Here is a 12,316-nt window from a genome sequence, read left to right on the forward strand (position 1 = left end):
TTAAGAAGAAAAATAAATATCGTCAATCAAAAGAAAGTTAAAGCGGTAATTTATTAATAAAATGCCCAAAATCGGCACATTAATCTTACGTTTCACCAAAATGTCACAAAACAAACTTTCGTTATCGTGGCATTTCAGCGACAGGTGGCAGCACCACAGGGTTTCATGCGGCACTGCAACACGATGGCAAGCGGATAAACGACATTATTTCGCAAGCCACCAAATAAATTACTTTCGTTTTACTTTCGTATTTGACTTTTCGAAATTTAGTATTTATGCTTTCCCCAACAAACACTTTACTGACACTCCATGACTACCCTTCTTCAGCGTGACATTCAAACCTGGCGCGACATCGGCGGCCTGCACACGGCCGAGGAAATCGCGCACCAGCCGGCCATCTGGCGCGCACTGGCCAGCATTTTGCGCAAGGAACAAGCCAGCCTGGCCGCCTTCCTGGGGGACGCGCTGTCCAATCCGCTGCAACGCGTCATCCTGACGGGCGCCGGCAGCTCGGCTTACGTGGGCGAAATCGTCGTCGATACCTTGAATGCGGCCTGGCCCGCGCAGATCCGCGCCATCGCCACCACGACTTTGCTGACGCACCACGAGCTATACCTGGAAGCGAATGCCCCTACCCTGCTCGTCTCGTTTGCCCGCAGCGGAGACAGCCCGGAAAGCCTGGCAGCCGTGGAATTGCTGCGCCAGGTCGTGCCCGGCGCGCGCTTCCTGAATATCACTTGCAACGCCGATGGCAAGCTGGCAAGCCAGGGCGCCAATGACGACCATACCTATAACCTGCTGATGCCGGAAGGCAGCTGCGACCGCGGCTTCGCCATGACCAGCAGCTTTAGCAGCATGCTGCTGGCGGCCCTGTCGGTGTTGGGCAAGGATACGGATCTGACGCGCCTCGACACGCTGGCGCAACTGGGCGAACACGCCTTGCGCGACTGGTCGGCACCTGTGGCGGACCTGGGATCGCAGCCGGTGCAGCGCGTGGTCTACCTGGGCAGCGGCCCGCTGGAAGCGCTGGCCAAGGAAGCGGCATTGAAGATCCTGGAATTGACGGGTGGCCGCGTGATGGCCATGGCGAATACGCCGCTGGGTTTCCGCCACGGCCCGAAATCGGCCGTCACCACGGAGTCGCTGGTGGTCCTGCTGCGCAGCAGCAAGCCGCTCGCGCGCCAGTATGAAGATGATTTACTGAAAGAGCTGCAGCGCGACAGCGTGGCGCAGCGCTGCCTGACGGTGGGCATCGGCGGCGACTTATCTGCCAACTTGGCGGCCGACGCACCGGCCTGGCCCGACGCGTGGCTGGCCCCGCTGTGGCTGCTGATGGCGCAGCAATATGCGCTGCACCAGTCCGCGCTGCTGCAACTGCGCCCCGACAATCCATTCGCCGGCGGCATCGTCAACCGTGTCGTGCAGGGCGTCACCATCTATGGCCATGACCAATTCTAATCACACCGCGGGCTACCACGGCATCGACATCGGCGGCAGCAAGATGGAGCTGGTGGCCTTTGCCGACCGCGACGGTACGCTGACGGAAATGTTCCGCGAACGGGTGGCCACGCCCGGTGACGATTTTGCCGCATTCGTGCAAGCCATCGTCGACCTGGTGGCGCGCGGCGACGCCGCCCTGGGCACGACAGCGCCTGTCGGCATCGGCTTGCCCGGCGTGATCGACAGCGCCAGCGGTCGCCAACTGAGTTCCAACGTGCCCGCCCTGAACGGGCGCCTGGTGGCGCAAACCCTGCAACAGGCCTTGCAGCGCCCTGTCGCCATCGGCAACGATTGCCAATGTTTCGCCCTGTCCGAAGCGCAAGGCGGCGCGGCCGAAAATACCGCCAGCATGTTCGGTGCCATCCTCGGCACGGGCGCCGGCGGCGGCTATTGCGTGGGTGGCCAGCTGCTGCGCGGCTTTAACGGCGTGGCCGGCGAATGGGGCCACTGGAGCCTGCCCGCCACCCTGCTGGCGCAGCATGGCCTGGCCGAATACCCCTGCCCGTGCGGCAAGACGGGCTGCCTGGAACGCTATGTCTCCGGCCCCGCCATGCGCAAACTGCACGCGCATTTCGGCGGCGACGGCGCAGAACCGCTGGCCATCGTGGCCCGCGCCAACATGGGCGACGCCGTGGCCCAGCGCACGGTGGCCGTGCACCTCGATGTGCTGGGCCACGCGCTGGCCGGCCTGGTGCTGGCTTACGACCCGCACGTCATCGTGCTCGGTGGTGGCCTGTCCAAGCTGCCGCACCTGTACGACAAGCTGCCGGCCGCCGTCAAGCGCCACCTGTTCCCCGGCGTGCATGTGCCGCCCATCTTGCCGCCCCGCTTTGGCGACGCCGGCGGCGCGCGCGGCGCGGCCCTTTTGATACGACAACATACCAAGGCGTCAACATGATGAAGCAAGCGGAAAACCCGACCTTTACACTGTCCCCCATCCAGCAAGTGATCAAGGCACACCGCCGCGGGGAACGCGTGGGGCTGTACGCCGTGTGCTGCAGCCACCCGAGCGTGCTGCGCGCCGCCATGCGCGTGGCCAGCGAGTACGACACTGTGCTGCTGGTCGAAGCGACGTCGAACCAGGTCGACCAGTTCGGCGGCTACACGGGCATGACACCAAACGTTTTCCGCGACACCATGCTGGCACTGGCGCGGGAACAGGGTTTCCCGACCGACCGCCTGGTGCTGGGCGGCGACCATCTGGGTCCTAACGCCTGGCAGCACCTCGATGCAGCTACCGCCATGGACCACGCCGAGACTCTGATTGCCGCGTATGCGGCGGCCGGTTTCCATAAAATCCACCTCGATTGCAGCATGCGCTGCGTGGATGACCCTTTGCAGCTCGACGATGAAACCGTGGCAGCCCGCTCGGCGCGCCTGTGCATCGTCGCCGAAGCGGCCGCCGCCGCGGCCGGCTTCGCGCCCCCCGTCTACGTGATCGGCACGGAAGTGCCGATACCCGGCGGCGAAGCATCGCTGGCGCAGGCCGGCGCCGTCACCAGCCCGCAGGCGGCGCGCCGCACGCTGGACGTGCACCGCCGCGCGTTCCTGGAAAATGACTTGCACGGCGCCTGGCGCCGCGTGATCGCCATGGTGGTGCAGCCGGGCGTCGATTTCGACCAAAACAGCATCCAGCATTACGATGCGCCGGCGGCCGCCGAACTGTCGGCCTTTGTTGCGGAGCAGCCCGGCCTCGTGTTCGAAGCCCATTCCACCGACTACCAGCGCGAATCGGCCCTGCACGCCATGGTACGCGACCATTTCGCCATCCTGAAAGTGGGCCCGGCCGCCACCTTCGCCCTGCGCGAGGCGCTGTACGCGCTGTGCCAGATCGAGCAGGAACTGCTGCCGGCGCACGCTACTTCGCAGCTGATGCAGGTGCTCGATGAGGTGATGGTGGCCAAGCCGAAGAACTGGATCAAGCATTACCTGGGCACGCCGGACGAGCAGCGATTGATGCGCCGCTACGGCTTGAGCGACCGTTGCCGCTATTACTGGGGCGAGCCGGAAGTGGCGGCCGCAGTCGGCAAGCTGCTGGCCAACCTGGAGACCGTGGCCATTCCGCTGCCGCTATTGAGCCAGCATTTGCCGGAACAGTACGCCGCCGTGGTGCAGGGCAGCCTGGCAGCCGAGGCGCCGGCCCTGATCGAGCACAAGATCGGCAGCTTGCTGGCGCAATATGCGCGTGCCTGCAACCATAATACGGCAGTGGCCGCCGTTGCCGAAGCGGCAATCTGTTAAGCTCGATATTTTCATTTTTTACTGAGCCCGCCACCATGCGAAATACCAGCCAACGCCGTGAATCCATCCTCCAAATACTTGCCCAGCAGGGTTCGGTGCAAGTAACCGATCTGGTGGAAAAGCTCGGCGTGTCCGCGGTCACCATCCGCAGCGACCTGAATGCGCTGGAGGCGCAAGGCATGGCCACGCGCAGCCACGGCGGCGCGACGCTGACGCGCACGCCGCCGCTTGAACACACGATACGCCAGAAGGATGCCATCAACCACGAGCAGAAGGAGCGCATCGGCGCCTATGCGGCGCGGCTGGTGGAACCGGGCGACAACATCATCATCGACTCGGGCACCACCACCATCTCGCTGGCGCGCCATTTGCGCGATGCGACCGGCGTGACGGTGGCCACGAATGGCCTCAACATCGCATGGGAACTGGCCGACGCACCCGGCGTGGACCTGATCCTCACGGGCGGCCTGCTGCGCAAGCAATCGCTGTCGATCCAGGGCAGCCAGGCCGAAACCTGTTTGCAGGCGTATAGCTTCGACAAGCTGTTTTTGGGCGTGGACGGCTTCGACCTCCAATTTGGCGTCACCACCCACCACGAAGCGGAAGCGAGCCTGAACCACAAGATGGTGGAACGGGCCAAGAAAATCATCGTCCTCACGGACGCCTCCAAGTTCGGCCGCGTCAGCCTGCACCGCATCGTGCAGCTGGACCGCGTCGATACCGTCATCACCGATGCCAGCATCAGCCAGGAATACCGCGAAGGGCTGCAAAAGCTGGGCATCGAACTTTTTATAGCGGAATAACACATGCTGAGCGGCAGAATCCTTACCCCATCTGGCTGGATCACGGGCACCATCACCTTTGACCAGCGTATCGTCCAGATACAAGAAGACCCTGCCGCCGACAGCGCGCTGACCATTTTGCCCGGTTTTATCGACCTGCATGTACACGGCGCGGCAGGCGTCGACATCATGGAAGGCGACGATGCGGGCGCCACCGTGGCGCAGGTGCATGCGCGTCACGGTACCACGGCCCTCTTGGGCACCACCCTGACGGCCAAGGAGCCGTCGATCCTGCGCGCCCTGCATGGACTGGCCGGCGTCATCGCCGAGCGTCCGGCCAACGGCGCGCGCATGCTGGGCGTGCACCTGGAAGGGCCATTTTTGAATTTGCACCGCCTGGGCGCGCAGCCGCCCGACGTGGTGCAAGCGAGTCTGGCGCTGGTGCAGCGCTTCCACGCCATCGCCCCCATCAAGGTGCTCACCATGGCGCCGGAAATCCCCGGTCACCTGGAACTGATTCCGCAACTGGCGGCAATGGGCATCCGCGTGCAGATCGGCCATAGCGCCGGCACGTATGACGAAGGCGTGGCGGCGCTGAAAGCCGGGGCCACGGGTTTTACCCACCTGTACAACGGCATGACGGGCATGACGCATTACGACCCGGGCATGGTGGGCGCGGCGCTCGCGCATGCCGACTACGCGGAAATCATCCCCGACCTGCAGCACGTGGCCAAGGGCGCCCTGCGCGCGGCCCTGCGCGCCATTCCGCGCCTGTATGGCGTGACGGACGCCACCTCGGCCACCGGCATGCCCGACGGCGAATACGGCCTGGGCACGCAGCGCGTGTATAAATGCCTGGGCTGCGTGCGCCTGGCCACGGGCTCGCTGGCTGGCAGCGTGCTGACCATGGACCAGGCCCTGCGCAATTTCGTCGAGCTGGGCCTGGACCTGGCCGACGCCTCGAACCGCCTGTCGCTGTACCCGGCCGATTACCTGGGCGAATCCGAACGTGGCCGCCTGACGCCCGGCGCCTGGGCCGATATCGTCGTCCTCGATGCCAACTTGCAGCCCGTGTCGGTCTTCGTCGAAGGCGCGGCCATCGATCTTTCCACCCGCTAGACCCAGACCAACCCCACTTCAACCCCGTCCCGGAGTTTTTATGCACGACACGTCACACAAGGCCCCCGTGTGGGCCATGCGCTACCTGCTATTTATTGCCGGCATGGGGGGATTGCTGTACGGCATAGACATCGGCATCATCGCCGGCGCCCTGCCCTACCTGGTATCGACGGCCTCGGTGGCGTGGAAACTGACGGCGCAGCAGCTGAGCTTTATCGTCGCCGCCGTGCTCCTGGGTTCAGTCCTTTCTTCGCTGTTCGCCGGTGCGCTGGCCGACCTGCTGGGCCGGCGTTGGGTCATGTTCCTGGCCGGCGCCCTGTTCAGCGCCAGCATCCCCCTGATCGCCCTGGCCGACGGCTACACGCCGCTGCTGCTGGGCCGTCTGCTGCAAGGCATCAGCGGCGGCTTGATCGGCGTCGTCGTGCCCCTGTACCTGGCTGAATGCCTGCCCGCGCAGCAGCGGGGACGCGGCGCCGCCCTGTTCCAGCTGCTGCTGACCATCGGCCTGGTGGCGGCCGCCCTGATCGGCCTGCAGCAGGCGCAGACGGTGGAAACGGCCACGCAGGCGGCGCAAGCCTTGCCGGAAGCGGGCCGCATCGCCGCCATCTTCACGGCCAATGACCACGCCTGGCGCAGCATCTTCTGGGCCTGTTTGACGCCGGGCCTGGTGTTTACCATCGGCGCCCTGCTGCTGGCCGAGTCGCCGCGCTGGCTGGCGCAACGGGGCCGCATCGAGCAGGCGCGCCAGTCGCTGCTGCGCACGCGCCTGCCCGTCGCCGCCGACATCGAATTGCGCGAGATGCAAGACACCCCAGAGAACGCAGCCAAGAACAGCGGCAAGGCCAGGGACCCGCTGCTGAGCCGCCGCTACGTGCTGCCCTTCCTGCTCGCTTGCCTGATCCTCGCCTGCACGCAGGCGACAGGCATCAATTCCATCCTCGCGTATGTTGTCAACATCCTCAACCAGGCGGGCTTGTCTGGCGCCTCGGCCAACATGGCGGACGTGCTGCTGAAAGTGCTGAATGCGGTGATGACGGTGGTAGCCGTGCTGCTGGTGGACCGCAAGGGACGCAAATTCCTGCTGATGCTGGGCACGGGCGGCATCGTCGTCTCGCTGCTGGCGGCCGGTTTGCTGTTCCGCGGCGCCGAAGCACATCTGGCCGACGTGCGCCCCGCCATCACCACACAGGTACAGAACGACGGCCTGGCCGTGCGCCTCGATGCGGCCACCTTGACGGCCCTGGGCGCGGCGGCCGACGGCACGCCGCAGCAGCTGACCATCGCCTACGCCTACGGCCCGTTCACCAACGTGAAAAGCCTGCGCAGCGATGACCCCGTGCTGCACCAGGTGACGATCGCCCGCGCAGACGCCGTGCAGCCCGACAGCGTGATCGGCGTGTTCTTCCGCAAGCTGCACCTGAACCCGTTCGCCGACCCAGCCGCCGGGCGCGAAGCGCCGCTGCGCATCGAGAAGGCCAGCCTGGGCCCCGTGCCCTCGTCCTCGCACGGCTGGCTGGTGGCGATTGCCATCTGCGTGTTTGTTTCCAGTTTCGCCGTGGGGCCGGGCGTGTGCGTGTGGCTGGCCCTGTCCGAACTGATGCCGACCCGCATCCGCTCGAACGGCATGAGCATCGCGCTGCTGGTGAACCAGTTCGTCTCGACGGTCATCGCCGCCATCTTCCTGCCGACGGTGGGCTTGCACGGCTATTCGACGCTGTTCTTCTTCGGCGCCGGCTGTACCGTGCTGTACTTCCTGGCCGCCGCCTTCCTGCTGCCGGAAACGAAGGGCAAGACCCTGGAAGAAATTGAAGCGCACTTTTCAAAGTAGACCCAAGTAACCATTTGTAGCAATCTCCTTTCCAGCTCCGGACCACCATCCGGGGCTGTTTTTTTGCCTGCTTCGCAAGTTTACGGGGCTGACGCGCACAAAAATGTACAGTTTTCCTTCTGGAATCAAGGGTGCGTGGGCTAGAATCTGGCTGCGTCGTGCTACTCACGAGGCGGCAATGGCGCCAAGACAAAAACTACCGGGAGACACAGTGAGCTTATTTAGAACCAAGAATTTGGATGACATGATCGCCCACAGCAAGAAGCCGGGAGGTCTGGCCAAGGTGCTGGGACCGTTCGACCTTGTCCTCATGGGCATAGGCGCCATCGTCGGCACGGGCATTTTCGTGCTCACCGGCACGGGCGCGCTGACGGCCGGCCCCGCGCTGTCGCTGTCGTTTGTCGTGGCCGCCGTCGCCTGCTGCTTTGCCGCCCTGTGCTATGCGGAATTCGCCTCCACCGTGCCGGTGGCCGGCTCCATCTATACCTACAGCTATGCGACTTTGGGCGAGCTGGCCGCCTGGATGATAGGCTGGGACTTGCTGCTCGAATACGGCCTGGCCGCGGCCGCCGTCTCCGTCGGCTGGTCCGGCTACTTCCAGTCGCTGCTGGCGGGCTTTGGCATCACCCTGCCCGCCGCCCTGACGGCCGCGCCGGGCGCCCTGCCGGGCGTGACCACCTTCATCAACCTGCCAGCGCTGGTCATCATGCTGCTGCTGACGGCCATGCTGGGCTGGGGCGTGCGCGAATCGGCGCGCCTGAACAACATCATGGTGGCGATCAAGGTGGGCGTGGTGCTGTTGTTCATCATCTTCGGCGCGCGCCACGTGCAGCCGGCCAACTGGCAGCCCTACATGCCGTTCGGCTATCACGGCATGTTGAGCGCCGCCGCCCTCGTCTTCTTCGCCTTCATCGGTTTTGACGCCGTCACCTCGGCCGCCGAGGAAGTCAAGAAGCCATCGCGCGACTTGCCAATCGGCATTATCGGCTCGCTGGCCGTGTGCGCCGTGCTGTATGTGATCGTCTCGGCCATCATGACGGGTATCGTACCGTATCAAAAATTCCTCGGCGTCGACCATCCCGTCTCGCTGGCCTTGCAATATGCGGGTGAAAACTGGATCGCCGGCTTCGTCGACCTGGGCGCCATCCTGGGCATGACCACCGTCATCCTGGTGATGGCCTTCGGCCAGACGCGCATCATCTTCGCCATGTCGCGCGACGGTTTGCTGCCAAAGCGCCTGTCGACCGTGCATCCGCGCTTCCACACGCCATTCTTCGCCACCTGGCTGGTGGGCATCGTCTTTGGCCTGATCGCCGCCGTGATCCCGCTCAACATCCTCGCCGAGCTGATCAACATTGGCACCCTGGCCGCCTTCACCATGGTCTCCATCGCCGTGGTGGTGCTGCGCAAGAAGCGTCCCGACCTGCCGCGCGCCTTCCGCTGCCCCGGCGTGCCGTATGTGCCGGCGCTGGCCGTGATCCTGTGCGTGGGCCTGATGACGTTCCTCAGCTGGGTCACCTGGATGGCCTTTACCATCTGGCTGGTGATCGGCCTGGTCATCTACTTCGGCTACGCGCGCCGACGTTCGCTGCTGCACCCGCCGCAGTAAAAAGTCCCTGCAGCGACATATTCTGTCGCTGCCGCAGTTAAGATGGCGGTCTCGCAACCAATGCAGACCGCCATCCATGCAACGTTCCCCCGACCTCATCGAACAACTGGACCAGAGCACGGACCAGCTCAAGCGCGCGCGCCTGCGCAGCATGCAGCTGCTGGCCGTCGGCTTGCTGCTGCTCGCCGCGCTGGTATTTGCCGTGGCCCGCTCGCAGCGGGGCGGCCATCCCGCCTGGGGCTATGTGGAAGCATTCGCCGAAGCGGCTATGGTGGGCGCGATTGCCGACTGGTTCGCCGTCGTCGCCCTGTTCCGCCACCCGCTGGGCATCCCCCTGTGGCATACGGCCATCATCCCCAACAGCAAGGCGGGCATAGGCCGCAGCCTGGGCGCCTTCGTGGAAAACCACTTCATTACCGAACAAGGCATCGCCGAGCGCATCGTGCAAGCCGATCCCGCCGCACGCCTGGGCGCCTGGCTCAGTGACGCGGTCCACGCGCAGCAGCTGGGCATGGCCAGCGCCGGCGTGGTGAAACAGCTGCTGGCGATGGCCGATCACGATAAACTGGGCCGCCTGTTGCGCGAACAGGCCAGCAGCTACCTGGGCCAGCTGAATCTGTCGAACGTGGCGGCCGACTGCATCGACGCGCTGATCGCCGACGGCAAGCCGCAGGAACTGCTGGATTTCCTGCTCGACCGCAGTGCCGCCTACCTGGACGACGAGGCACACCACGCCGCCATCGGCGACTTCGTGCTGGGCGCCTTCCAGATCGAGAACGCGCTGGTCAAAAAAGCCGTGAAAGCATATGAGCCGCGCATGATCGCTTCGCTGCAAAAGTTTGCCGTCGCCGTGCGCATCGACCCGGCCCACCCGCTGCGCCAGCGCATCGCCGGCTGGGTCGCCGACAGCGCCTTGCACCTGAAGGCCGATCCGCGCTGGCAGGACACCGTACGGCGCTACCAGCTGCAGCTGGTCGCCAGCGATACGGTGCAAGCCATGCTGGGCGATGTCTGGAACAACATCCGCACGCGCCTGCTGGCCGACCTGCACGCCGGCCAGCCCGTGCTGGCGCAAGCGATCGCCAGCCTGGCGCGCAACACGGGCCAGGTGCTCGGCACGGAGCAACATGCGCGGGAATGGCTGAACGATGCCATCGTCGCCGGCAGCGGCTCGCTGGTGCGCCGCTACCGGGGCGAAGTGGGCGCCTTCATTGCCGCCCGCCTGGACCTGTGGAGCAAGGAAGAAATGAGCGAGCGCATCGAACTGGCCATCGGGCGCGACCTGCAATTCATCCGCATCAACGGCACCATCGTAGGTGGCCTGGCCGGCTTGCTGATCTACGCCGTCTGCCAGGCGCTGTAGCGCTTCCTACCAGCCGGGCACGACACCACGCCACAGTGAACCAACTGTATCCATGGTATTTTTCTGTATAAATTTACCAAATACCATAAATAAATCCGCGCAAAAATAGTTTATCCTGTCAAAAAACAAACGAATGGTAGGAAAAAACCCCAGCATTAGAGTCTAATCACTTCCGATACGCTGGCAAGGCGAGCAAGACCCGGACCTGGTCGTGTGTAAAAACAAAATTAAATCATGAAAATCAAAATATTTGTTGAATTCAATTCTATTTGATTTATAATGATTTTCAAGGAGAACACAACGCAGGGCAACAATGATCACTGCCATGACCGCCCGGCATCTCCACTTTCCTTGCAGGGGAGAAGCACATGAACAAAATCCTGGCCTTGCGCCTGCCCGACGCCGCCGATGACGCCGCCATCATCAGCGCTGCTGGCTCACGCATCCGCCATGCGAACGACGCCATGTATGCGCTCAGCGGTTATGCCCCGACCAGGCCAAGATGAATGGCCGCAACCGCATCGAGGAAGCCTGGCAACGCCTCCTTATCCGCTATTTCATTCATCCAGCATCGCCTGACAGGAGCAAGTACATGGCAACCACCACGACACATGCCGCAGCAGCGAGCCTGCTGGCACAAGCGGGCCAGACCGAGCCCGCCTGCGACGCCTCGACCGTGGAGATCTTCCTTATCTTCGCGCATGGCGCCAGCGGCATCGTGGTCGACCGCGTGGCCAGACTGGCGGCTTGAGCCAGCCATCGCCATTCCGCCCTGCCACCTGAGCGCCTTCCGCCGGAGACACCATGAGCATCCTGATCGTCGATGACAACGACACCAACCTGAGCCTGCTATCGACCCTGGCGCGCAAGGCGAGCAGCATCGAACCGGTCTGCATGAACGACCCCATCGATGCGCTGACCTGGTGCGAGTCGCATGTGCCTGACCTGGTCTTGCTCGACTACCGGATGCCCAGCCTGTCGGGCAATGAATTTCTCGGCATTTTCCGCAAGATGCAGGGCATGGCCGACATCCCCATCATCATGGTCACCACCGAGAACGACCGCGCCGTGCGCAAGCAGGCATTTTCACTCGGTGTCACGGAGTTTCTCACCAAGCCCGTCGACACCATCGAGTTCAGCCTGCGCGTTCGCAATCTGCTGGCCCTGCGCACGGCGCAAACCATGCTGGCCGACCGCGCCAAGCTGCTCGAGCATGAGGTGAGCGAGGCCATCGCCAACGTCACGGCGCGCGAGATGGAGCTGGTCACGCGCCTGGCACGGGCGGCTGAATTCCGCGACCCTGAAACAGGCGCCCACATCATGCGCATGGCCCGCTACTCGGCCCTGATCGCCAGGCACCTGGGCATGGATACGCAATGGCAGGAACTGCTGCTGAAGGCTGCGCCCATGCACGACGTGGGCAAGCTGGCCACGCCCGACCATATCCTGCTCAAGCCGGGGCGACTGAATCACGAGGAAATGGCCATCATGCGCCAGCACGCAGAAATCGGCGGCCATATCCTCGCCGGCAGCGATTCGCCACTGATCCAGCTGGCCGAGGAAATCGCCTGCGGCCACCACGAAAAATACGATGGCAGCGGCTACCCACGGGGCCTGGCGGGCGAACAGATACCGCTGTCGGCGCGCATCGTCGCCGTCGCCGACGTCTTCGATGCGCTCAGTTCGGAACGCCCGTACAAGCCAGCCTGGCCAGTGGAGCAGGCGCACCTGTTCCTCCAGCAGAACACGGGCAGCCATTTCTGCCCGCGCTGCATCGCCGCCTTCCTGGGCGCCTGGGACGAGGTACTCGCTATCCGCAGCAGCCTGCCCGACCCCGACCAGCATCACGCCCATCCACTGTAAGCGAGGACCCC

11 protein-coding genes are annotated in these 12,316 nt (G+C 64.1%); all 11 read left to right on the plus strand.

Annotated elements, in window-relative coordinates; translation table 11 throughout:
* The first annotated feature begins 309 nt into the window (after positions 1–309).
* The 11 genes from ACQ4WN_RS13320 (at position 310) to ACQ4WN_RS13370 (ending at position 12,305) form a co-directional block, all read left to right on the plus strand.
* The gene (locus ACQ4WN_RS13320; RefSeq protein WP_436551976.1) at positions 310–1,458 is read left to right on the plus strand and encodes an AgaS family sugar isomerase; all 1,149 of its coding nucleotides are present in this window, start codon (positions 310–312) and stop codon (positions 1,456–1,458) included.
* Complete coding sequence (locus tag ACQ4WN_RS13325; protein WP_436551977.1) at positions 1,445–2,398, plus strand: ROK family protein; 954 nt, start codon at positions 1,445–1,447, stop codon at positions 2,396–2,398. Before ACQ4WN_RS13320 ends, ACQ4WN_RS13325 begins: the two co-directional genes overlap by 14 nt.
* Positions 2,398–3,741: a D-tagatose-bisphosphate aldolase, class II, non-catalytic subunit gene (locus tag ACQ4WN_RS13330; RefSeq protein ID WP_436552038.1), complete on the plus strand. Its 1,344-nt coding sequence runs from the start codon at positions 2,398–2,400 to the stop codon at positions 3,739–3,741. The genes ACQ4WN_RS13325 and ACQ4WN_RS13330 overlap by 1 nt, the downstream gene beginning before the upstream one ends.
* Positions 3,742–3,776: 35 nt before the next feature.
* Positions 3,777–4,544, plus strand: coding sequence for a DeoR family transcriptional regulator (locus ACQ4WN_RS13335; protein WP_436551978.1), 768 nt, complete (start codon positions 3,777–3,779; stop codon positions 4,542–4,544).
* Between the two features lie 3 nt (positions 4,545–4,547).
* Positions 4,548–5,642 carry an N-acetylglucosamine-6-phosphate deacetylase gene (gene nagA, locus ACQ4WN_RS13340; protein WP_436551979.1) on the plus strand — a complete coding sequence of 365 codons (1,095 nt, stop codon included), beginning with the start codon at positions 4,548–4,550 and terminating at the stop codon, positions 5,640–5,642.
* A 40-nt stretch (positions 5,643–5,682) separates the two neighbouring features.
* Positions 5,683–7,470: an MFS transporter gene (locus tag ACQ4WN_RS13345; protein ID WP_436551980.1), complete on the plus strand. Its 1,788-nt coding sequence runs from the start codon at positions 5,683–5,685 to the stop codon at positions 7,468–7,470.
* Positions 7,471–7,681: 211 nt separating this feature from the next.
* Positions 7,682–9,079 (plus strand): branched-chain amino acid transporter BcaP, encoded by a 1,398-nt coding sequence (gene bcaP / locus ACQ4WN_RS13350; RefSeq protein ID WP_436551981.1) that lies wholly within the window; start codon positions 7,682–7,684, stop codon positions 9,077–9,079.
* Between the two features lie 76 nt (positions 9,080–9,155).
* On the plus strand, positions 9,156–10,442 hold the full coding sequence (locus ACQ4WN_RS13355; protein ID WP_436551982.1) for a DUF445 domain-containing protein: 1,287 nt from the start codon (positions 9,156–9,158) through the stop codon (positions 10,440–10,442).
* A 368-nt stretch (positions 10,443–10,810) separates the two neighbouring features.
* Positions 10,811–10,948: a hypothetical protein gene (locus ACQ4WN_RS13360; protein WP_436551983.1), complete on the plus strand. Its 138-nt coding sequence runs from the start codon at positions 10,811–10,813 to the stop codon at positions 10,946–10,948.
* 86 nt (positions 10,949–11,034) lie between these two features.
* The gene (locus tag ACQ4WN_RS13365; RefSeq protein ID WP_436551984.1) at positions 11,035–11,193 is read left to right on the plus strand and encodes a hypothetical protein; all 159 of its coding nucleotides are present in this window, start codon (positions 11,035–11,037) and stop codon (positions 11,191–11,193) included.
* Positions 11,194–11,246: 53 nt separating this feature from the next.
* Positions 11,247–12,305 carry an HD domain-containing phosphohydrolase gene (locus ACQ4WN_RS13370; protein ID WP_436551985.1) on the plus strand — a complete coding sequence of 353 codons (1,059 nt, stop codon included), beginning with the start codon at positions 11,247–11,249 and terminating at the stop codon, positions 12,303–12,305.
* Positions 12,306–12,316 lie beyond the last annotated feature (11 nt).

This window comes from Janthinobacterium pasteuri (assembly GCF_051380775.1).
GTDB lineage: Bacteria > Pseudomonadota > Gammaproteobacteria > Burkholderiales > Burkholderiaceae_D > Janthinobacterium.

Bases quoted from the DNA above. Each gene is read 5' to 3' on its own strand.
- ACQ4WN_RS13320 (WP_436551976.1), top strand. From the start codon at position 310: ATGACTACCCTTCTTCAGCGTGACATTCAAACCTGGCGCGACATCGGC.
- ACQ4WN_RS13325 (WP_436551977.1), top strand. From the start codon at position 1,445: ATGACCAATTCTAATCACACCGCGGGCTACCACGGCATCGACATCGGC.
- ACQ4WN_RS13330 (WP_436552038.1), top strand. From the start codon at position 2,398: ATGAAGCAAGCGGAAAACCCGACCTTTACACTGTCCCCCATCCAGCAA.
- ACQ4WN_RS13335 (WP_436551978.1), top strand. From the start codon at position 3,777: ATGCGAAATACCAGCCAACGCCGTGAATCCATCCTCCAAATACTTGCC.
- nagA (WP_436551979.1), top strand. From the start codon at position 4,548: ATGCTGAGCGGCAGAATCCTTACCCCATCTGGCTGGATCACGGGCACC.
- ACQ4WN_RS13345 (WP_436551980.1), top strand. From the start codon at position 5,683: ATGCACGACACGTCACACAAGGCCCCCGTGTGGGCCATGCGCTACCTG.
- ACQ4WN_RS13355 (WP_436551982.1), top strand. From the start codon at position 9,156: ATGCAACGTTCCCCCGACCTCATCGAACAACTGGACCAGAGCACGGAC.
- ACQ4WN_RS13360 (WP_436551983.1), top strand. From the start codon at position 10,811: ATGAACAAAATCCTGGCCTTGCGCCTGCCCGACGCCGCCGATGACGCC.
- ACQ4WN_RS13365 (WP_436551984.1), top strand. From the start codon at position 11,035: ATGGCAACCACCACGACACATGCCGCAGCAGCGAGCCTGCTGGCACAA.
- ACQ4WN_RS13370 (WP_436551985.1), top strand. From the start codon at position 11,247: ATGAGCATCCTGATCGTCGATGACAACGACACCAACCTGAGCCTGCTA.